Origin of the sequence: Pelomonas aquatica, assembly GCF_026712205.1 — a bacterium.
Taxonomy (GTDB): domain Bacteria; phylum Pseudomonadota; class Gammaproteobacteria; order Burkholderiales; family Burkholderiaceae_C; genus Pelomonas; species Pelomonas aquatica.
Genome location: NZ_JAPPUW010000003.1, coordinates 73,310 through 94,764, shown reverse-complemented (window position 1 = coordinate 94,764; position 21,455 = coordinate 73,310). Strand labels below are relative to the sequence as shown.

Sequence of the window (21,455 nt, the reverse complement as noted above, 5' to 3'; positions counted from 1 at the left end):
GATTCCCTTCCTGTTCTGAGTCGCCTTGCTGTCCTGCTTCATCACTGCACTGCTCCCTCCAGCTCCATAGACGAGGTGACCGCGCGAACGGCCTGACGCTGTGCGTGCAAAGACACGTCGGCGACCCACGAATCCAGAGCACGCAGATCGCGCCGCCCGGGATGCAGCGGCACACCACCGGTGCGGCCCTCAGGATCGTTCAGTCGGCACAGCGTACTGTCCAGTGGCGCAATCGCCCAGGAACGCAGGGGACGGCGCGCCACCGGAACACCAGCAACCAGCAGCGTGTCGATGCCAACAATGCCTAAGCGGTACTTCGACTTCGAGTTCAGCACCTCGTCCGACGTCGCGAGGGTGGCGTCCAGCACGAACGCATCGCGCATGCCGGCCTCTCCGCAAGTGATGAGAAAGTCCGGCGTCAGTTCATCGCCTATCGATGCGCAGCCCCAGCCGGTCAGGGGCATCGTCGCTCGCGACACTCTCGGCTCAATCCAGATCGTCAGCTGCCCCGCGCCTACACCCGAAAGCTCAACCCGGCCACCGAGGAAGAGTGCGCCCGTTAGATCGCCGCGGCGTTTCCAGCCCAGGCGCTCAAAGGCTTGAACCAGATGCAGACCGCACCACCGCTGATAAAGGAAGGGCACGTCGGCAAGCGCAATGGGTTCGGCCAGCAGGTCGTTCAGCATCGTTCCGAGCATCGCTTGCGGGTTCAATAGCTCCCGCGCAAGCCGCTTCAGGCGTGACCATGCGGGCTGCTGCGGATAGGGCACCGGCGCACGATCGCTGCCGAAGATCTGGCGTCCCGCCGCAGCGCGAATGCCGACCTCCGTCTGTCGCATTGACACGAGTCGCTGCTGCACGTCTTGCGCCAGGCCTCTGAGCGTTTGCGAGTCCTGTACCGCCCAGGTGCTCTCGCCAGACCGAACCAGCAAAGCTTCCTCGAGCTGTCGCCCGAGCCGCAAGCCGTGCGTGTGCAGCTGCTGTCGAAGTTGGTCACAGAGGTGGAGCATCCAACGCAGCGCACCGGCGTCGGGGCGCTGCTCGGCATCGAAGCGCAACCAGCGCAGTGGAAGTGCCACCCCCAAGGAGACCACAAAGTCGTGAGGTGCCGTCGACGGACGTGCCCCGCGCGGCACCATAGTCGAGCGCCACTCGCCTGATGTGCCATCCGCCGTCAAATCGAGTTCACTAAGAAGCCTGGGGGTCAGTGCTGCAAACGCATCAGCCGCCATCAGCAAACCGCGCAGCAGCGGCCCATGCCCGCCCATCGCACCAATCGGGGCGGCTGGCGCGAGCCCAGGCTCCAACAGATCCGCCGAAACCGCTCGCAGATCCGCGACGACCGTGGGCAGCCAACGCGGCGGCGCGTAGCTCATGCCTGGAAAACGTCCCGGCCCGCGCTCAACAGGTCTGCCCAGTCAGCAACCCGGGCGGCACACGCGGCGAGTTCTGCGCAGCCTGGCTTCTGCGTCCACGCCTGCAGCCGGGAAAGCAACTGCTCGTCTCGCGGATCACCGGCCAACAGACGCACTCGCGACAGCACCTCCTGTACAAGCACCAGGTCGAGCGCACGGGCGAGGCCCATGCCATTCGTGCTGCCAGCTTCCATCGCACGCTGCAGTGAACGGGCCGAACGAACCGAGAAGGCGGCGCCCCGCGGCTCCAAAAGATCGTTGAGCTCGTCAATGACGTCTTCGACGTCATCGCTCAATTCAACACCTGCCCGGGACAGCGCCGCCCGACCACTGCTGGTGACCTCGATCAGCGCAGCTCGGTCCAGTACTCGTGGTGATAGTGGTTTGACCGTGTGGTCGTTGTTGAGCGTGGCTGCGAAGCGAAGGCTAGGTACCAGCACCACGCTGCACGCACGCCCAGGGCGGCCGGCAATCTCTTTGCCGCCGAGCCGAACTGTCCTGTCTGCAAGTTGGTCGGCGTCGTACTCCAGACGAACCAGCAAATCGCTCAGCCAGTGTTCAGGCTGGCTCAGATTAAATTCTTCGAAGATGACCAAGCGCGACCTTCGGTCACCCGCCTCCCAGGCTTCCTGAGCGCCGCACAGGAAGTGTGTGAATTCGGTCGCTTCAAAGCAGCCGTTGATCGGGTTGACATAGCCCAACAGGTCCTCGCGGCCCCGCCACGTTGACGCGACAGGAACGACGACGGTCCGGTCTCGTGCGCTATCGTCGAGCAGACGGCTGGCGATCCAACTCTTTCCTGCGCCCGGTGCGCCGGTCAGTATGACGAGGCTCTTGGTTATGAAGGCGACGCTGAGAGCATCGACGAGCTGGCTGCCGAACTGCTCTTCCAGGATCTGCTTGCCAGGTGGCTCGGGCACCGCATGGACGGGCAGCCCTTCGACCAATCCCCCAAGATCTAAGCCATCCAACGGTGCGTCTACGACAGTCGCGGCCAACGGCTCGCCAACATTCGGCGTGTCCGCCACGGATACGGACTTGAGCGCCTCTTCGGCCACGGCCGAGTCCTGCGCCATCGACTCGGCCGCCTTTGCTTCTCCCTCTGGCGGCTTATCTGCGGGGGCCTGTGCTGAGGTGATTGCTTCCTCGACATTCGTTGCTTCCGCCAGACCGGCCTCAACGCCGCTTGTTAACTCGACCGCAGCGGGAGTGTCACCAAGAGGCTCCAGCACGGGAGTTGTCATTTCGACAGGGGGCGGCACCACCGCCTCCGGCGTCGGCGCCGGTCCTGCGGAGCTTGCTGTTCCAGCGTCGGCCGGCACAGCAGGCGCGGGCGCTGTCGAAATCCTGATTCCCTTTAACTTGGCAGACAGCGTTCCTTCAAGGTTCCCGAACGAAGCGGACATACGCGGGGCTTCGCTGGGGGGTGGAAGCTTGGCAAGCGCCTCTTCCGCCTTCTGCTGCCAACTAGGCAATGCATCACCAGCACGCTTCAGGCGCCGCTGAAACTCGATGCTCCAACCGTCAGACTTTGGAAGGGATTCAGCCGCCTCCAGCGCTTCATCGATGGCATCTTTCAATCCCTTCGTCCGCATCTGCTTCAGGTACGCAACGCCCTGAATCGCGCGCAGCGCCGCCGGCCTGAGATGCATCCTGGGAAATATCGCCCACGCATCGACGTGGGGCTCAATGATCAGCCGATACGGCGTGCGGGCGGTGTCAAGCTTGGCATGCTTGACACGGTAAAAGCCAAACAGGGTCTGCTCATAGTCCCCTGGCGCGACCCCCTGCTGCGTGCCAAACCGGCCTCCATAAAAGACCAGCACCTGGTCATCCAACATGCTCGGCTGCTGCTGCGCAGACAACACCACACTGCTGTCCGGGGTGATGAACTTGGGCCCGCTGGGCTTAAAGACGTCCAGGTGGAAGCAACGAGGCACCCCTGTGTCGCAAAAGTTGGCCCGAAAGTCAGCTTCCGCCCCGCAGTTCCACGACTGCGGCTGCGAACAGACCGTGCCGTTCCACTGGTGACGATGGGCGTTCATCTTGGCCGCCACCACGTTGCCTGTTTCAATTCGCATCGTCTTTCCCGTTCCTTGAAGTCCAGCCGGTTTTGGGTGCAAATGACGGCGGGATCAAGAGGAGCGATCCCACGCCTCCAACACCAACCTACGAGTCCGGTATTCCCCGAACTGCCGAATCTCTTTGTCCCTGAGTACGCGGAAGGTTTCACTCGGGTAGTCGTTGCCCATTACTTCGGTGGGGTCGAGAACATATCGCAACTCATCTCTCCCCAAGCCGTACAATCGCGCGCAAACTACATCAATTTCAGCCCGCAATACAGCTCTCCGCTCCGTATCCCAACGCCATGGCTGTCCGCGCTGAGTTCCGTTTCGCAGATCCCACAAGGGGTTCTCCGCGACTGCGTCCATATAGAAAGGCTGCAAATCATGTGCGGTATACGATAGCTCCAAAACCCGAGGGACAACTTCGTTCAAAACTGTATCGGTGAATGCCTTGGGGTGTGGGATCGGCAGCTGTTCGGTGATGTAGTCCGACAAATGCGTACCACCGAATTTCTGTCTTGCAACGAAGTCAAAAACTAGGCTATTCAAGCATGCAAGCAACCCTGCCGCATGACCCGCCGATAGCTGGGTTATTGCAAGACGCACTGTATAGTTCGTTCCTTCCCGTGGAAGGATCGCCGCGATGGCAGTCCTCTCATCAGTCGCTCGACAGATGTCTCGAAATGCCACAAGCCAACCGGTCCGACACCCGTTTCGAGTGAGTCGGCTTTCGACCTCGCTCCGAGACATTACCTCTCTCGAACGGATTTTGAAGCTTGGATTGCTCTTTTCTTCGTCCGTAACCGGCCTATCGTTGCCCGAGAATGTTGAGAGTCGGTGATCGTACGCGCTGAAATATTTCGCCTCATACATTCGAACACTTTCATCAGGCCTCGCGCGCGCCGCTTCAGCCAACAGCTGATCCGTAGGTTTTCCCATGTCGAATATACGGTTCAGTTTGATCGACCAAGAATTTTCCGCGGCATGGTCGCGCAACACAGGGACGGTTGTGTAGATCTTTTTGGTTAACTCGGCATCTCCCTTGCTTCTAAAAACCGGGCAGGTCCGCGTATTTGGGTTAAGTCGAGCAATGTCCTCCGCACTCAGAGTAAAAATGCGTCGAGCGTCATTGAGTTGTTCGGTATTACTAAGGAAGAACGCCAAGCGTGCGTCCGGCGTGGAACCGATGGTCAGAAGGCAGAACTTGTAGCTTCGATGAACACTCGGGAAGATCGCCTCGCGGTTTTCAAAGTCGATCAACTGCGCAATGCGCCCCTTGCTAATTTCAGCGAAAAAGGCGCTCGTCGATTCATCGGTCGCGATTCCACTCGGCAGCACAAGACCGGCTCGACCCTGGGAATGAAGGATCTGTAGCGAAGTCTCCGCGAACAGCGCGTAGGTGTTGACGTCACCGGTGCCGGTCAGCGGGAAGCGCGGACCGTGGCAGTACACACTGCTTGCCTCCGCCTGCTGTTTGGCAGTGACGAAGCCGTCGTAAATCTGCCTCTCCTGCGTGCCCGGCTCATGCGCAGCCAATGCGTTGATGGCTCTCTCACGCTCAGCCTTGTTGCGTGCAGCTGCCACGGCAGGTGCACGCGCGGCAAAGTACTCCTCCTCCTGCAGCTTCATACGCTCCCAGGGTGGGTTAGCGAGCACCACCGTGAATCCACCCCGCGCGAAGACCTGTGCAAAGGCGAAGCGCCAGTGCAGCAGTGGTGTGCGTTCAGCCAAACTCATGGCAGCAGCCGCCTTTTGCGGCGCAACTGGTTGCCCCATCAGCGCGTTCATCACGTCCTGAGTGGTCGGTACCACCGTGCTGCTCTCGGTGCCATGCTTCGGCAGCAAAAATGCAGCGCAATAGAGATGAAGGGCGAGAGCCAATCCGTCGACTCCAGCGCCCTGCTGCAATGCCGCGTAGGCCTGTCTCTTGGCTGCAATGTCGGCGAGCGTGGCGTCGGGCAGTGCATCCAGCTGCTGCAGAGGCCCGGCGGTGATGCTCAATTCCATCGCCTGCAGACTCTGGCTGAAGCTGGCGGCAGCGCGCATGCGATTCAAGCCGTCGCGCTCTTGCCTGTTGCGCCGTTTGAGGTCACGGCATAGTGCCTTGACGTCGCCGGTGAGTTCCTTGTACGCCTCGTCAGGAACGCCTTCGAGCAGCGTCTTGGGGTCCATTACCCCCAGGAGTGCATTGCCCAGTTTGAAGTGGTGGTCGACGAAGCCGAGTGGTGCGTCGGGCGTGTAGGCCTCCAACCACAGGGCCATGCGCGCCAGCTCCAACGCCATAGGGTTCATGTCCACGCCGTACACGCAGTGCGTCACCACATCACGCAGGGCATGGCGGTAGTCGTCGGGCGTAGGCTGGCCGCCGTTGCCCGCGAGCGCGTCACGCATCTGTGCGCGCACCCGCGCGAGATGTCCGGCGATGCGACGCGCTGCAGCGAGCAGGAAGTGCCCGCTGCCGCAAGCCGGGTCGATCACGCTGATGGAAAGGAGCGCCTGTACTGCGCCATCGCCGGTCGGGTGGGTGGCCAGGATGGTTGCGACTACCGGCTCCAGCGCCGAGTCCAGTTGCTCCTGCACAAGGGGGTCGGCGGTGTAATAGCTGCCGGTGGTCTTCCGCGCATTGCCGCGCGCAGCGGCACCTGTCTGGAAGCTGAACTGTCGATGCTCCTGACTGAGTAGCGGAACCAGCTCGAGCAGGCTTTCGTAGATGCTGCCCAACTCTTCGGGCCCCATGTCGCGCCAATTTACCCGCGAGAGCGGCGCATTGGGTTCAGCACGCAACCAGGCAAGATGAAACAGTGCGAGCAGCAGATGGCGGTTTTCGAGCCGCGCGGCATCGAGATGCGGACATTGGCTGGTCTCGAACAGGCCTCCAAGCGGTGGAAGAGCCAGAACGGATTGACCTACGGCCAGCCCCATCCAAACCTGCTTCAGCCCTTGCCAGAGGTCCCCGTAGCGGTCATGAGCGCTGCGGCGGACGGCGCGGTCGCGCAGCCGCCGCAGACCGTAGCCCTGCGCGTAGAGTGCCACTGCCTGCGAGTCAGCGCCGGGTGGGTGCAGGATCTCTCGCTCCTCGATGGTGAGCAGGAAGATCTGCCGGTAGACCAGGCGCAGCAGTTCCTTGAAGTAGTCCTGGGAGGTCAGCGCGCCCGATGACAAAGCTTCACGCAATGCGATGTTGGCCGGATGGCGGAATATGAGCGTGCGTGAATGGGCTTACGCATCCCAGCCGCTGGACCGGTTGGCCCCGTTCTACTTGATCAAGGTGGCGGGTTGCAGGTCACAAGGACTGCGTCTGCACGGTCATGCGGTGAAAGGGCACAGGCGGCAAGTAGCACGTCAAAGCGACGAACGAACTCGCAGCCCTTTCGCAGGTCTATAACGCTCGTTGATGGCATCGACGGCGGCGTAGCTGAGCTCTGGACTCGCATCGGTATCGGTGCAAGGTGAGGCCGCGTCTTGGCGCAAAGAGGAGGAAGCCTGATCGTCAGCGCGCACGGACGGGCCTGCAGCCTTTTCCGATTCCGTTTGCGCCGCTGGGGACCGGGGTTCCACGTCAGACTCCTGTATTGCCTCAGAACATTGAAGCGCACGGGAGGCAAGCAGTCAAATCCGTCCGGCTATTGCCCGTCGTTCCGGCCCTCTGCCGTCGGGTTCTTACGTGGAACCTGCACGATGCGCTTCGGTTGCTTTATGGTCACAGTGACGGGAGCAGCAGCGGCTTTCGTGTTCGCCGCCTTGGTGGCCAGCCGGGCCGCCGTGATGGCTTCGCCGGCCAGTCGAGCTGAACGAGCGCTGGGTAGCTGGTCAGGCGTCAGCTTGCACAGCAAGATCGTCGGCACGCCAGACCATGGCTCGAACCACTTGTCCGTGAACGGCAATCGCAGCACTCGGGAGAAGTCGAAGACAGTCTGCTGGGTGAGCCCGCCTCGCGGATCGACGGTGAAACAGTGCGGCGGGAGAGGGGCCGCATTTTTGTCCGGTGTGCGCTGCCCAGTCGGGTATGCGACACGCAGAAACTGGCCGTTGATATCGGATTCGGCGGTCACGACCAGCGCCGGTCGCAACTTGCCTCCGCGCTCGTCGGGCTTCTCGTCGTAAGGAAACCAACATGACACCACGTCGCCACCCTCCGGCAGCTTCCCCTTGGGTGCGCCTGTCATAGGGAGGAGTGCACCGTGACTTCGCCAGCGGGCGCATGCGCGGCGTTTATGGCATCGACCGTCTCATATGACAGATCGCCCTCCGCCCTGCCCGAGGGGAGACCCACCAAACGCAGCTTCGGTTCGACAACGTCCGACACGAAACGCTCGGTGTCGCCCTCCATGAAGGCATCGATGAGCAACTCTGCCTCGGTGGCAAGCTCTTGTTCGAGTTCGTCGGCTTGATCGCGCGCGACGGCCGAAGACTCCATCAGATCAGCGAGCTCATCCTCAACCTTTTTTGAGAAGCGAGGGATCGGCGCAGTGAGCACGTCGACCGCCGCAATCTCGGGAACGCTCGATCCGAACGCGAAGCGCACGACCCGCGGACGCCCCAGCTGTGGGTGGCCCAACACGCATTGAAGGTAGCCGCTGCGAATCTTGTTGTTCGGCGCCACCCGGAGGATGTGGTTGGTGAGAACCTTGCCCACGTGGTATTCGGTGGACAGGACCGCATGCCCGACGTTGCCGTAGACCTGGCCCGAGCAGGGGATCAAGATCCACCCGGGCTCGACGTGATATTCCTTCTGCTCTTCGGATGAGAGCGAGAGCACGAATTTCGTGATGTCCGGGTTGACCTCCAGGATGTCGGCGCTGTCCAAGTAGGGCATGCCGCCATCGCCATAGATGTGCTTGAACCGTCCTGGGGCGAATGCCTTGACGACCAGTTTGTGGAGCGGCTCCACCCGCGCGGCATCGGCGGCGAAAGCGTCTTCGATGGCGTCGACGGTCGGGACGAAGCAACTGGCATCCAACCGACGGCGCGTGCCGAAGAGGGTAGAGGCCGAAACCTCGAAGCCCAAATGAGAGCTGCGCGGCTCCTTCAAGGAGGGGAAAAGAGACTTGAACTTCTCTTCGGCTTTGCGGGCCTTCTCGTGCGCCTCGATGCGCAACTCAAGGATGCGCCGCGTCCGCGCATTGAAGTCGGCGAGGATTTGCTCGCGGGGGAGCGGCAACGGCAGGCCGCCCACGTGCGGGACTTCGAGATGCTTGATGATGTGCCCATACTGAACCGCGCCCATCATCGCTCGACCTTGCGGACTGCGCAGGAACGCATACACCCAGCCACGGTGCGCCTCGTCGATTGGGTCGACGCGCAGCAGATCGTGCGAGATGAGCATTCCCTCGTGGGGCTTGTGCGCCAAGGTGGCTCGCCCGACGCTCCCTGAACACGTCACGAGGATTTGGCCCGATGACACCATGCGGTCGGCCACGTTGTCGGTTCGCTCAAGCGACAGCCACTTGCGAGGCGCGGGCCTCATGTCAAAGACCTGGGTCGCGGCCAAAAAGGGCGTGCCGTAGCTAGGCGAGACCTGAATTCCCTTCAAGCGCGATGGCTGCCAAACGCGGGCGAAGTCAGCCAGCCGCCCGCGGCCGCTGGTTCGAGCGTCCATCGCCAAGCGAATGCCGTAGCCGCCTGACAGGTAGTTCTCCGCCTCCATGCGCCGATCGCCTCCCCACATGATGGAAGAGGAAATCGCCGTCCACTTGGCATGGTGAAACGGCCAGTCGGATTGCAGCTCCTTTGGAGCGCTCAGTCTTGCTCGGAGAGCCATTTTCTGAATGCCTGCGCGATTTGCAGCGTGTTGTCGTCAACGACTTTGCGTTGCGTTTTTTGTTTCTTGTAGACCGGCTTGCCGTCTTCGTATTCCTTCACCGTCTCCTCCGCTTCCTCAACAATCTCGTTGCCCTTCTTGTCGCGGACATACGTGCGGTTGCCGCGCTTGTCGTGGCCCACGTGGTTGGCGACGGCCATGAAGACGGGATAGTCGTTCTTTCGGTTGGCGGCCTCCTCCAGAGCAATTTGCCGCTCGGTCTTGCGTTCGAGCACCAGGATGCTGGTCTGGACGCTGACATTGGGTTGGAAGGTGTCTGGATGCAGGTCGATCGATGCCAGGACGCGCGTCTGCGCGAGTATCCATTCGCGGACGTAGCCCAGGCCCGGTGAGCCAAGGATGCCGTCGGGAAGAACCATCGCTACGCGCCCCGATCCGGGCTTGAGGAAGCGGACGCAGCGTTCGATGAAGAGGATCTCGGGTGGCTGCGATTTTTGCGTGCTTGCGCCCATCACCCATCTGTCGACGTTCGTGTCGTATGACCAAGAGTGGCCTAGGTCGTATTTTTCGAGGATGGCAGGGTCGTCGACCGGGATCTTGGAGCCGAAGGGCGGGTTCGTGAAGATCAGGTCAACCCGACCCATGAGGTCGCGCTCGCGCAGCGATTCGTCCCATGTGGCCGGGCTCGCCAACGAATTGGCTTGGTAGAGGCCGCCCGCGCCGTCGTTGTTCATGACCATGTTCATCTTGGTCGCCTTCACGAGCTCCGGATTGAAGTCCAAGCCCACGATCGACGAACCGGCGAACTTCGAGATGCGAGCCGCGATCTTCGGATCCGCGCGGACGGCGTCCCCTTTCCATCTTTCGAGCTCCGCCGCGCGGATCTTCTCGATGACATGGTTCATCGCGGCGATCAAGAACCCACCCGTGCCGCAGGCTGGGTCCAGAAGCAACTGTCCTTCCTTGGGATCGAGCATGGCCACGGCCATGTTGCAAATGTTCCGCGGCGTGAAGAATTCGCCTCGATCGCCCCGAAGGTTGGATCCAACGATCTCTTCGTAGGCGTGCCCCTTCACGTCTACGTCGCTTTCGAGCAGCGAATACATCTGGAGCTGAGAGACGATGTAGGCCAAGACCTGCGGGGTCAACGCGACGACATCGTTAGCTTGGAAGATGGCGGGGTAGTCAGCCTTCACCTGCTCGAACAGAGTGTCGATGCGCTTCTTGACTTTCAGTGGGCCGTTGAGGCCGGCGCGCTCATTGCCAGCGGCGTAGAACTCGACAGCGACGCTTTCCCGCTCGTCGTGGATCTTGCAAAAGATCAGCTTGAGCAGTTCCCAAAATGCCTGCGGCTTTTGGAGCCCTTGATTGCCGGCGATGTAGTTGTGGCAGCGCCGGAAGGCGAAAAGCAACGCGTCGGACGAGGCGGGCTTGAGCTCGTCGAACGCCGGGCGCTCTGCCTCGTCTCCGGTTTGGCCGAAGCTCGGCAAGTCCGGGATCTCTTCGAAGCTGACCTTGCCTCGCACGTCGACGCGGCGATAGCAGAAGCGCTCTAGCCCGTTCGTCCACATGCCATAGACGACGTTGGGACAGGCCGCCATGTAGCTTTGGAGCTGCCCGACGCCTTCCTTGCGGTCGCTGCCCTTGATCCGCTGCTCCTTGCACTCGATGATGATTCGAGCGTTCGCCTGCTCATGGTCCTCTTCTGGACCGAAGACGACCAGGTCGGCTCGTGGCTTTCGAGTTCCGAGCCGGAGGACCAGCTCCACCGCGATGTCGCGTTTCGGATAGCCGTATTCGCGGACTAGCGACTTGGCGATCTCTTGGCGGACGTATTCCTCTGGCGTTTCTTCTCGTTGGGTCTGGCCGTCGATGAAGTCCAGCACCTTGCCTTGCTGGACGATCACCGCCACGACGGGCTTGGCGGCCTTCATGGCCGTCTCCGTAGAAGACATTCTTGACTCTCTCACCGTTCTGTTCCGCGCCGAGGCCGCGATGCAAATGCAAAAACGCCGGTCGCGAGGGGCTTGCCCGTGCGCGTCCGGCGGCCAACCATCATACCTACCGAGGCCCCATGATCGGGCTCAGCAAGCTCACCACGTGAGCCTGAGCATCTTCGCGCCCGGGCGCGCTTGCTGACACTGGTGGCCACCCTACCGAGCCATCCCGAGGCGGTCCTACTGGCCCAGTGGAAGCCAAAGCTTGGCATAATTAAGACGGGCTTCGGCTCCCCGCTTTTCCTCCCTGAGCGGGCCATCACGACCGCGATGGTTCCAGTCCGCCCGAGCGCGAGCCAGGCGGATTTTTTTTGGGGTTCCATCTTTGTTGCGAGGTCCGGGTGTTGCGCAAGACTGCGGCGTGCGGCGTGCGGCGTGCGGCATCCTGGCTGTCAGTCACCGTTCAGCGGCTTTTCTGGGCAAGCCGAGCGGACTGGCCGCCTTTGAGGGAAAATGATGGCTGCGGTGTTTACAAGGGCCTCTGGCCGTGGTTTGCTACCGTCAGGAGACTCTCATGTCCGGATTCTTTAAGTTCGATTCGCCCTTTGGGAAACCACCGAACCCAGCTCGCGTGGCGGGTGGGGCTTCGCCCAATCGCGAGGCCCGCCGCCATCCGGCGGCCGCCGTCGAGGAAGTTGAGCGAGATCTGACGGATGAAGAAGTGGCCAAGATGCGTGCCATTCATGCGCCGGCCGGGTTCAAGCCATCAGCACCCACCGTCGACTGACGCGTGGCGGCACTAGCGGTTACCGCGCCTTCAAGTTGGAGCGTAGTCGGGTGTTTTTTCCCGCACCTTCCTGATCTGACCAAGCCTGGCGTCAAGTTCAGGCGGGTTCTCGTGATTTCTTCTGACAAGCAGCCTGACGGCAGCACGATCGTTACCGTCTGCTACGGGACCGGGCAGCACAACTCTGCGCAGGCGTCCGCAGCGCCGCTTAAACGCTTCGAAATTGAGTGCCCTGCCGATCCCGCCGGAGTTACCGGAGCTCGGCTTGACGAGACGACGCGTTTCGACCTTAGCAAGGCGGTCTATTTGCCCTGGGATAGCATTTGGTTTAAGAGCCAGCCCGTCAATTACGGCCGGTTGAACAAGCCGACCCGCGCCTCGGCCGTGGCGCTTTGGGCAACCCTTCCTTGATACCAGGGACACGGTGAGTCATCGCGCTGCAGCCTGCTGGCGGTTGGCAGCCTCGAAGGCCAAGAACCGGGCGAAGGCGTCGGCGTCGACGGTGACGGTCTTGCGCGTGAGCACGCCGACCTTCTCCAAGATCACCTCCTCCAAGCGCTCGTAGATCGGCCGGAGCTGCTCGACCTTGTCGAGGTAGTGCGTGGCCGTCACGTCGTCGGCCGCCGTGTGGTTCATCGCCATCTTCACGAACGCCTGCTCGGCGCCCACCGCGGAGGCCGACGACAGCAGGTTCGAGAACGTGCGTCGCAGGTCGTGCGCGCTGAACGGCACGCCCGCCGCCTCGGCCACCTTCTCCATCGCGCCCTTGGGCTCCTTGATGTGCGTCTTGGCCTTGGTCTTGTGTCCAGTGCGCATCGACGGGAACACGTAGGGAGTCGACAGGCCCCACTCGGCTTGCAGGGCCCGCAGCCTGCGCAGGACGGCTTCGGCGTGCGGGCACAGCGGGAACAGGTGCTCGGTGCGGTTCTTCGTGATCTCGGCCCGAAAGCGCGCCGTCTTCGCTTCGAAGTCCACATCGGCCCACTCGAGCGTCAGCGTCTCGGTTTTTCTGCCGCCCCACAGCAGGGCGAGCACTTGGAATTCGGCGATCAGCGCGCCGGACCTCCTGCGCTTGTCGCCCTTTGATGCGGCCCGCAACGCATCGACCGCCTCCCACCAGCGGCGCAGCGAGTCCTTGTCCACGACGATCGTGCGCTTGCGGGCGTTGTTCTTGTGCCAGTTGTTCTCCAAGGCCAGCGAGAAGATGTTGGCCTTGCTCGGGGCGTGGCCCTTCTTGATGGCGTATTGGGCGGCGGTGCGCAGCAGCCGGAAGAAGTGGTTGGCGGTGGTCTTGCCGCCGTTTGTTGCGCGCCGGTCCGCCGAGGCCGACTGCCGCTGGAAAGCCTTGAGGACTTGGTCCTCGGTCAGGCCGTGGAATGAGGCGCGCCACAGCGGATCGCCGGCCATGCGCTTCTCCAGCCGGTTGAAGTCGTTGATGCTGTGCTGGGAGAAGGGCTTCGCCGCCCGGGTCTGGTTGCGGTATCGGCTCCACATGTCGGCGACGGTGAACTTCGTGCGCATCCACTCGTCCGTGGCGGCCTGCTTGCGCTTCTCGCGCTCCTGGGTCGGGTCGACGCCGTCGGCGAATTTGCCCAAGGCTTTGGTGGCCTCGGCCCGGGCCTTGTGGACGGTCATGTCGGGGTAGCGCCCGAGCACATGCCGGACCGAGCGGCCGAGGATCTTGCGGCGGACGATCCAGGTCTTGCTCCCCGGCGACACCCGCAGCGCCAGGCCGGCCTGCTTCGTGTCGCGGATCGTGTAGTCGCCGGAGGCTGGGGATGGGGCGTTCTCGGCGACCTTGTCCGTCAGCAGCTCTTCGCGGTTTTTGAGCTCCGCAGCGTCTTCCATGGGGCCTCCCTCTTGGTGGCCCGGAGCGTAGCGCGCCCATGGCCCCCATGGCCCCCGCGTGGCCCCCGCAAGATCGGGAAAGATCCCATTTGATCCGGGATCGGGCAAAACGGCGGCTCCACGCCCTGGCGGCTGATTCCCATGTGAATCAACGGCTTGGGCGCGTCCTCGAGCCTGGCGACGGATGGCCGCGGAGATCGCGCCGGGCGCTCATAATCCTTTGGTCATTGGTTCAAGTCCAATACGGCCTACCAGTCACAGTCTTGTCATGCACCGCGGCGAGCATCGCCGGTTTTGCGGGCCTGCATGGCATGAGACTGATTCCCCTGTTGGCCCTGGCCGGGCTGATCGCGCTGCCTGCGGCGGCACGGGCCGAAGCGCCGCTGGCGCTGGGCTTCTCCGACTTCTTCGTCCGACCCATCGGCCCGCGCGGCCTGGAACCTACGGCCAGGCTCCAGGCGGCCAGCGGCCATGAGGTGCGCCTGGTCGGCTTCATGGTGCAGCGCGAGCGGCCCCGGGCCGGGCAGTTCCTGCTGACGCCGCGGCCCGTGTCCATGGCCGAAGACGCCGACGGCGAGGCCGACGATCTGCCGGCGTCCACCGTCACCGTGCTGCTGCCCGATGCGCAGCGCGAGCGCCTCGTCGCCCACCGGCCCGGGCCGCTGGCCCTGACCGGCCGCCTGGAATACGGCCCCGCCGAAGACGCCTCGGGCCGCATCAGCTGGGTCCGCCTGCATCTCGCGCCCGACGCTTTGGCCGCCCAGCCGGCGGCCGCCTCCTCCCATCCGCACTGAGCTTTTCCCGATGAAACACCACGCCCTGCTCCTGATCGCACTGGCGGCCGGCTCCGCGCTGGCCGCGCCGAGCGTCAGCCGCCTGACGCCGCCCAGCGAACTCTTCTCCAGCGGCCGCGCCGACCCCGTCATCGCCCGCTTCCTGCCCGGCCAGCGCTTCGACCTGCAGGCCACCGTCAGGCCCGACGCCGGCCAGAAGATCGCCGCCGCGCGCTTCTTCATCGACGGCAAGCCGGTCAATGCGACCGTCGCGCTGCGCGACTGCGCCAGCGGCTGCGTGAAGGGGCTGGCGGCCGAGACGGCCATCGCCACGGTGCGCGCGGTCAGCAGCGATGCGGCCGGCAGGCACGAGTTCAGCGTCGAGGCGACGCAGGCCGACGGCCAGAAGGTCGTGGCCAAGGGCAATTTCGAGGTCGTGCCCTTCACGGCGGCGATGGGCCCGAAGGTCAAGAACATCATCATCCTGCTCGGCGACGGCATGGGCGCCTCGCAGCGCACGGCCGCGCGTATCGTGCACGGCTACGCCCAGGGCAAGGCGCTGCAGCCGCTGGCGATGGACGGCTTCACGGCCACGGCCATGGTCAAGACCTCGTCGCTGAACTCCATCGTGACCGACTCGTCGCCGGGCATGACGAGCTATGTCAGCGGCAACAAGAACAACAACAACGAGGAGGGCGTCTTCCCCGACGACACCGTCGACGCCTTCGACAACCCGCGCATCGAATACCTCAGCGAGTACCTGCACCGCACCCAGGGCAAGCAGCTCGGCATCGTCACGACGGCCGATGTCTTCGACGCCACGCCCGCCGGCAATGCCGTGCACACCAGCAACCGCGGCGCGGGCACCGGCATCGTCGACCAGTTCTTCGACGACCGCAGCCACACCGGCCTGACGGTGCTGATGGGCGGCGGCCGCAAGTGGTTCCTGCCGGCCGGCACGCCGGGCTCGGGCCGCACGGACACGAGCGACTACGCCTTCTCCGCGACCGACCCGCACACGGCCGAGATCGTCAAGCGCTGGGGCGTGGCCGCGGGCAGCCTGGACAAGGGCCGCGACCTCATCAAGGAGTTCCAGTCCGCCGGCTACAGCTATGCCGCGACCAAGGCCGACCTCGACAAGGCCGACGCCGCCAGGCCGCTGCTGGGCCTGTTCGCCTTCTCCAACATGAATGTGGCGCTGGACAAGATCAATGGCCGCCGCGGCACGGACAGGAACGGCCTGCAGGGCGGCAGCGTCGTCGACGATTTCGGCCTGCCCGACCAGCCCATGCTGGACGAGATGGCGGCCAAGGCCATCGGTGTGTTGAAGCACTCGCCCAAGGGCTTCGTGCTGATGATCGAAGGCGCGTCCATCGACAAGCAGGCCCACAACATGGACACCGAGCGCTGGATGCTGGACACGCTGGAGTTCGACCGCGCCGTGCGCGTGGCCCAGGACTTCGCGGCCGAGCAGGGCGACACCCTCGTCATCGTGACGGCCGACCACGAGTGCTCGGGCGCCGCGCTGATCGGCGGCTCGGTCGTGACGGACGCCAAGCTCGCCGAGCTGGCGACGAAGAAGGGCGTGGCCAACCTGCGCAACAGCGTCGTCGGCGTCTACGAGAAGGCCGGCTTCCCGCACTACAAGATCGCCGCCGACGGCTATCCCGAGACGACGGACATCGACTTCCGCCTGCTTGTGGGCTATGGCGCGAACGCCGACCGCTACGAGGACTGGCGCACCCGGAAGACGCCGCAGCGCGACCCGCAGCAGCCCTTTGCGAGCGAGGCGCCGCTGAAGTGGTACCCGGCCAATGCGCTGGAGCGCGACGACGCGGTGGGCGACTACCTCGTCACCGGCCAGGTGCCCGGCGAATCGGCCGTGCACACGGCCACCGACGTGCCGCTGTCGGCCTACGGCCCCGGCGCGCTGGCCTTCACCGGCGTCATCGACAACACCGACGTCTTCTTCAAGCTGGCCCAGGCCGCGGTGAAGGGCGTCGTCGCACCGGCCGATACGTCGGGCGCCCGGAAGCCGCCCAAGCCCAAGCGTTGAGTCCCGACGACACCCCGCCGGTTCCCGCGCCCACGGCCAGGCCAGGCCGTGGCGCCGGCTGGATGGGCTGGGCGCCGCGCTGACCTTCGTCAGGGGCGGGGCAGCGCCGGATACTGGCTGCCCCACACGGAGACTCCACCCATGAAGATCTGGCTCGCCGCCACCCTCGTCCTCGCCGCCGCCGGCGCGCAGGCCCAGGGCACCGACCCGCTGAAGGCCGCCGTCGCGGCCGAGCACCGCAGTGTCGGCAACGTCGCGCGCGACGCCTGGCGCCACCCCTACGAGACGCTCGCCTTCTTCGGCATCAGGCCGACCGACACCGTGGTCGAGCTCGCGCCGGGCGGCGGCTGGTACACCGAGATCCTGGCGCCCTATCTGCGCGAGCAGGGCCAGCTCTACGCGGCCGACGGCGGCAGCGCGCGCTTCAGGGCCAAGATGGATTCGATGGCGGTCTACGGCAAGGTCAGGATCAGCGCCTTCGACCCGGCCAAGGGCCTGCTCGACATCGCGCCGCCCGGCAGCGCCGACGCGGTGCTGACCTTCCGCAATGTGCACAACTGGATGGATGCCGGCAAGGCGCAGGAGGTCTTCGATGCGGCCTTCAAGGCCCTGAAGCCGGGCGGCGTGCTGGGCGTCGAGGAGCACCGCCTGCCGGCCTCGCGCAGCCAGGACGCCAAGGCGCCCACCGGCTATGTGCACGAGGCCACCGTCATCCGGTTCGCCGAGGCGGCCGGCTTCAGGCTCGCGGGCCGCAGCGAGGTCAATGCCAACGCCAGGGACAATGCCGACCATCCGGACGGCGTCTGGACGCTGCCGCCGACCTATGCGCTGAAGGACAGGGACCGCGCGAAATACCAGGCCATCGGCGAGAGCGACCGCATGACCTTGAAGTTCGTCAAGCCTTGATGGTCCGTAGGCACGCCGTCATCGGCTACGGCCGGCTGGCGCGCGCGCTGGTGCCGGCGCTGCGCGCGGCGGGCGAGCAGGTCGTCGTCGGCCGGCGTGCGCCGGCGGAGGGCGAGTCCAGCCCCGAGGCCGCGGCGCAGGCCGCCGACTGGGTCTGGCTGACCGTGCCCGACGACCACATCGCGGCGACGGCCGCGGCCCTGCGCTGGCGCGCCGGCCAGCTCGCGCTGCACTGCAGCGGCGCGACGCCGCTGGCCGCGCTGGCGCCGGCACCGGCCGCGGCCGGCTTTCACCCGCTGAAGCTGCTGGCCGGCGACGCCGGGCTGGCCGGCGCCCATGTCGGCATCGAGGCCGGCACGGCGCACCGGCCGGCGCTGCAGGCGCTGGCCCGGGCGCTGGGCCTGGTGCCGCTGCACCTGCCGTCGCCGATGCCGGCCCAGGCGCGGGCGGCCTACCACGCGGCGGCCAACCTGGCCGCGAGCGGCGTGCTGGCCGTGCTGGCCGAGGCCGGCGCGTTGTGGTCCGCCGCGGGCCTGGAGGGCGACCAGTTGCTGGCCGCGCTGCTGCCGCTGGCCCGCGGCGCGCTGGACACCGCCGCCGCGCGCGGCCTGCCCGGCGCCGTCTCCGGCCCCATCGCCCGCGGCGATGCCGGCGTGCTGGCCCGCCACCTCGACGCGCTGGCCGGCGCCGGCCTGGATGTCGACCTGCTGTGCGCGCTGGGCCTGCGCCAGCTGGCCCTGGCCCAGGCCGCGGGGCGGCTGGATGTGGCGCAGGTCACGGCCTTGCGGGCCTTGCTGGCGGCCTCCTCGTGAATGCGTTTGCAACTGCGTGACAAAGGCCGCGCCGGGGTCGGCCGGCGGGGATGCGGTGCGGATTGCGGATCCTAAACTGCCGGGAGCCCCGTCGATGTTGATGGGTGCAGCCAGGGGGTCCCTCATGTCCGACGCGTCCATCCAGACCCTGATCAGGGCCGATGCCGCCCAGATCCTGCACAACGTCGTCGACGAACTTCCCGATGCGCGCGAGCGCCTGGCCTATGTGCGCAGCATGACGGAGCAGGCGGCCACCAAGGTGCTCAACCTCGTCGAGGCCGCGCAGCAGGATGCCGAGGCCGTGTGCAGGAAGGGCCGCGAGCTGTCGGACGCGCTGAACCGCCTGGCCCTGTCCACCAACATCAGCCAGGAGCGCGCCCGCGCGCTGATGAAGCTCTGCGCCGCCTACGCGGCCGACGCGGCCAGCTTTGCGGCGCGCGAGAAGTCGCTGCACACCGAGATCATGATGTCGCAGGACTTCCAGGATCTCTCCGGCCAGGTCATCAACAAGGTCAGCAGGATGCTGGAGCGCGCCGAGCCGCCGCTCAAGGACCTGATCCAGTCCCTGCCCGCGCCGGTCGAGGCCGCGGCGCCCGAGGAGCTCGGCGGCGTGCAGACGCCCGACAAGGCGCTCAAGCAGGACGACGTGGACGACCTGCTGGCGTCGCTGGGATTCTGATGAGCTTGCGGGTCGGACCTTGCCGCGCAGCGGCATGCTCCGACCTCAACTGATTCAGCGGGTTACCAACTGGCCGGGTCGAGCCGGTAATAGCCGCTCAGCTCGGCATACAGCGCCGGATGGCCCGCGGCCAGCTCGACGGGCCGCTCGAAGAACAGCTCGCTGACCACCGCGAAGAACTCCGCCGGGGCGGTGGCCGCGTAGGCGTCGATCAGGCCCGGTTCGCCGCGAGCGAGCCGCCAGTGCAGCGCGTCGAACTCGCTCTGCATGACCGTCGACCAGCGCCGGTAGGCCGCGGCCGTCGGCAGCGCCGGCGCACCGTTGGCCGGGCCGCCGGCCTGGTCGAGCTGGTGGGCGAACTCGTGGATGACGACGTTGTGCCCGTCGCCCGGCGTGGCGGCGCCGCGCCTCACCTCGTCCCAGGCCAGCAGCACCTGGCCCTGGCTCCAGCTCTCGCCGGCCAGCACGCGGCGCTGCTCCGACAGCACGCCGCCGGCCTCGCTCACCGGCCGCTCGACGACGAAGGCGCCGGGGTAGAGCAGCACCTGGCGCAGCTCGGGGTAGACGCCGCGCGCCGCGCCGAGCAGCGGCAGGCAGGCCAGCGCCGCGATGGTCACGCGCATCTCATCCGTCACGCGCAGGCCGCGGCAGCCGATGATGGGTTTCTCGGCCAGGAAGACCTGCATCAGGCCCTTGAGCCGCAGTTGCTGGCGCGCCGGCAGCCGCGCCACCAGCGGCACATGGCGGCGCAGCAGCCGCCGCCAGGCCTGCGGGAAGGGCCGGCCCGCGATGCGTGTGCGTCGCCGCCGCACCCACAGCGGCCACAGCGCCACGGCGGCGGCGGCCAGCAGGGCCAGCAGGAAGCAGATCAGCAGCGGCATGGTGGGCCAACTGAGGCCGGCGGAGACGCTTGCAAGCCCCGTGGAACCCGAGGCGCGCGCGGCTCGCGTAACCTCTGCGGCCATGCCCGAAGCCGACGCGCCGCCCTCGACCCATCTCCAGGCCTGGCAGGTGCTGCTGGGCGGCATCTGCGCGCTGGTGCTGACCATCGGCCTGGCACGCTTCGCCTACACGCCGCTGCTGCCGCAGATGCATGCCCAGGCCGGCCTGGGCGTCGCCGACGGCGGCCTGCTCGCGGCCATCAACTACGCCGGCTATATGAGCGGCGCGCTGCTGGCGGCCTGGATAGAAAGCCCGGTCTGGCGCCAGCGCCTGTACAGCTGGGGCCTGCCGTTGGCCCTGCTCATCACCGCGCTGATGGGCTGGAGCAGCAGCTTCGCGGCCTGGGCGCTGTCGCGCTATGTCGGCGGCCTGTGCGGCGCGGCCGGCATGCTGCTCGGCTCGGGCCTGGTGCAGGGCTGGCTGATGCGCTCGGGGCACAGGCCGGAGCTGGGCCTGTATTTCATCGGCCTGGGACTTGGGATCGTCGTGTCGGCGCTGGGCGCGATGGGCATGACGGGCGCTGGGCTGGGCTGGGCCGCGCAGTGGCAGGGCTTCGCGCTGATCGGCCTGGCCTTCCTGCTGCCGGCCTGGCGGTGGCGCCCGCCGGCGCCGCCGCCGGCGCTGAAATCAGTCGCCGGCCAGGCGCCGAGCCGGCGCTGGATGGCGCTGATGGTGGCGGCCTATTTCTGCGCCGGCTGGGGCTTCGTCATCAATGCGACCTTCACGGTTGCCATCGTCGAGAAGCAGCCGCTGCTGGCGGGCCAGGGGCCGTGGGCCTGGCTGCTCGTGGGCCTGGCGGCGACGCCGGCCGTCTTCGTCTGGGACCGCGTCGCGCGGCGCACCGGCGATGTCGGCGCGCTGCTGATCGCCTTCGGCGTGCAGATCGTCGGCGTGCTGCTGCCGGCGCTGTCCGGCGGCCTTGCGGCGGTGCTGGCGGGCGCCCTGCTCTACGGCGCGACCTTCATCGGCATCGTCAGCCTGACGCTGGCCCTGGTGGGCCGGCGCTCGCCCGCCAACCCGGGCAAGGCCATGGCCCGGCTGACGCTGAGCTATGGCGTCGCCCAGGTCAGCGCGCCGGCGCTGACGGGGCGCATGGTCGAGGCCAGCGGCAGCTTCGATGCGGCGCTGTGGCTGACGGCGGCCGTGCTGGCCCTGGGGATGCTGGCGCTGCTCGGAGTGCTGCGCGACGCGCGCTGATCAGGACCCGTTCTTTGGCGCCGGGGTGGGCGCGCCGCGGCGCACGGCGTCACTGACCGCTTCCGCGTCGCGCTTGTCTGCCTCGCGCTGGGCCGCCGTCCGGCAGCGCAGTGTCGGCATCAACGTGCCGGTGCGCGTCTCGCGCTCGCAGATCGTGTCCTTGTCTATGGGCGCCGCGGCGACATCCTGCTTGGGATCGGTCGGCGCGGAGGCGCAGGCGGCGAGCAGCAAGGGCGACAGGAGCAGCAGAGATCGTTTCATGGCGGTGGTGATCGG

At 65.8% G+C, this 21,455-nt stretch carries 17 protein-coding genes; 8 read left to right on the top strand and 9 right to left on the bottom strand.

All coding sequences use genetic code 11. The features are described from left to right. Nucleotides 1–41: 41 nt before the first annotated feature. The 6 genes from NYP07_RS04135 to NYP07_RS04110 all read right to left on the bottom strand — a co-directional run bounded on the left by NYP07_RS04135 (nt 42) and on the right by NYP07_RS04110 (nt 11,176). Entirely contained in the window at nt 42–1,376 is a 1,335-nt protein-coding gene (locus NYP07_RS04135) for a hypothetical protein (RefSeq protein ID WP_268147754.1), read from the bottom strand. Next, nucleotides 1,373–3,496, bottom strand: a complete 2,124-nt coding sequence (locus tag NYP07_RS04130) for a P-loop NTPase family protein (protein WP_268147752.1) — start codon at nt 3,494–3,496, stop codon at nt 1,373–1,375. Before NYP07_RS04130 ends, NYP07_RS04135 begins: the two co-directional genes overlap by 4 nt. Nucleotides 3,497–3,550: 54 nt before the next feature. Then, nucleotides 3,551–6,655, bottom strand: a complete 3,105-nt coding sequence (locus tag NYP07_RS04125) for an Eco57I restriction-modification methylase domain-containing protein (protein ID WP_268147750.1) — start codon at nt 6,653–6,655, stop codon at nt 3,551–3,553. Between the two features lie 449 nt (nt 6,656–7,104). Further along, complete coding sequence (locus tag NYP07_RS04120) at nt 7,105–7,647, bottom strand: hypothetical protein (protein WP_268147748.1); 543 nt, start codon at nt 7,645–7,647, stop codon at nt 7,105–7,107. Continuing rightward, nucleotides 7,644–9,128 (bottom strand): restriction endonuclease subunit S domain-containing protein, encoded by a 1,485-nt coding sequence (locus NYP07_RS04115; RefSeq protein ID WP_268147746.1) that lies wholly within the window; start codon nt 9,126–9,128, stop codon nt 7,644–7,646. The genes NYP07_RS04120 and NYP07_RS04115 overlap by 4 nt, the downstream gene beginning before the upstream one ends. A 92-nt stretch (nt 9,129–9,220) precedes the next feature. Beyond that, nucleotides 9,221–11,176, bottom strand: coding sequence for a type I restriction-modification system subunit M (locus NYP07_RS04110; RefSeq protein WP_268147744.1), 1,956 nt, complete (start codon nt 11,174–11,176; stop codon nt 9,221–9,223). A 577-nt stretch (nt 11,177–11,753) separates the two neighbouring features. Here NYP07_RS04110 and NYP07_RS04105 point away from each other — a divergent pair. Next, nucleotides 11,754–11,966, top strand: a complete 213-nt coding sequence (locus NYP07_RS04105) for a hypothetical protein (protein ID WP_268147742.1) — start codon at nt 11,754–11,756, stop codon at nt 11,964–11,966. Nucleotides 11,967–12,077: 111 nt separating this feature from the next. After that, nucleotides 12,078–12,377 (top strand): hypothetical protein, encoded by a 300-nt coding sequence (locus tag NYP07_RS04100; RefSeq protein WP_268147740.1) that lies wholly within the window; start codon nt 12,078–12,080, stop codon nt 12,375–12,377. Nucleotides 12,378–12,395: 18 nt separating this feature from the next. Here the strand turns inward: NYP07_RS04100 and NYP07_RS04095 are convergent, their stop codons facing one another. Then, nucleotides 12,396–13,922, bottom strand: a complete 1,527-nt coding sequence (locus NYP07_RS04095) for a tyrosine-type recombinase/integrase (RefSeq protein WP_268147738.1) — start codon at nt 13,920–13,922, stop codon at nt 12,396–12,398. 203 nt (nt 13,923–14,125) lie between these two features. Here NYP07_RS04095 and NYP07_RS04090 point away from each other — a divergent pair, with 203 nt between their 5' ends. The 5 genes from NYP07_RS04090 to NYP07_RS04070 all read left to right on the top strand — a co-directional run bounded on the left by NYP07_RS04090 (nt 14,126) and on the right by NYP07_RS04070 (nt 19,040). Further along, nucleotides 14,126–14,608 carry a hypothetical protein gene (locus NYP07_RS04090; RefSeq protein ID WP_268147736.1) on the top strand — a complete coding sequence of 161 codons (483 nt, stop codon included), beginning with the start codon at nt 14,126–14,128 and terminating at the stop codon, nt 14,606–14,608. A gap of 10 nt (nt 14,609–14,618) precedes the next feature. Further along, nucleotides 14,619–16,643: an alkaline phosphatase gene (locus NYP07_RS04085; RefSeq protein ID WP_268147734.1), complete on the top strand. Its 2,025-nt coding sequence runs from the start codon at nt 14,619–14,621 to the stop codon at nt 16,641–16,643. A gap of 141 nt (nt 16,644–16,784) precedes the next feature. Then, nucleotides 16,785–17,549: a class I SAM-dependent methyltransferase gene (locus tag NYP07_RS04080; protein ID WP_268147732.1), complete on the top strand. Its 765-nt coding sequence runs from the start codon at nt 16,785–16,787 to the stop codon at nt 17,547–17,549. Further along, nucleotides 17,549–18,361, top strand: coding sequence for a DUF2520 domain-containing protein (locus NYP07_RS04075; protein WP_268147730.1), 813 nt, complete (start codon nt 17,549–17,551; stop codon nt 18,359–18,361). The genes NYP07_RS04080 and NYP07_RS04075 overlap by 1 nt, the downstream gene beginning before the upstream one ends. 124 nt (nt 18,362–18,485) lie before the next feature. Continuing rightward, a complete protein-coding gene (locus NYP07_RS04070; protein WP_268147728.1) occupies nt 18,486–19,040 on the top strand; it encodes a protein phosphatase CheZ in 555 nt (184 codons plus the stop codon). 62 nt (nt 19,041–19,102) lie between these two features. Here NYP07_RS04070 and NYP07_RS04065 read toward each other — a convergent pair whose 3' ends face one another. Then, nucleotides 19,103–19,921 (bottom strand): M90 family metallopeptidase, encoded by an 819-nt coding sequence (locus NYP07_RS04065; RefSeq protein ID WP_268147726.1) that lies wholly within the window; start codon nt 19,919–19,921, stop codon nt 19,103–19,105. Nucleotides 19,922–20,003: 82 nt separating this feature from the next. Here NYP07_RS04065 and NYP07_RS04060 point away from each other — a divergent pair, with 82 nt between their 5' ends. Further along, nucleotides 20,004–21,179, top strand: coding sequence for a YbfB/YjiJ family MFS transporter (locus tag NYP07_RS04060; RefSeq protein ID WP_268147724.1), 1,176 nt, complete (start codon nt 20,004–20,006; stop codon nt 21,177–21,179). On the opposite strand, the gene NYP07_RS04055 is transcribed toward NYP07_RS04060, so the two are convergent. After that, nucleotides 21,180–21,440 carry a hypothetical protein gene (locus tag NYP07_RS04055; protein ID WP_268147722.1) on the bottom strand — a complete coding sequence of 87 codons (261 nt, stop codon included), beginning with the start codon at nt 21,438–21,440 and terminating at the stop codon, nt 21,180–21,182. It abuts the gene before it with no gap. Nucleotides 21,441–21,455 lie beyond the last annotated feature (15 nt).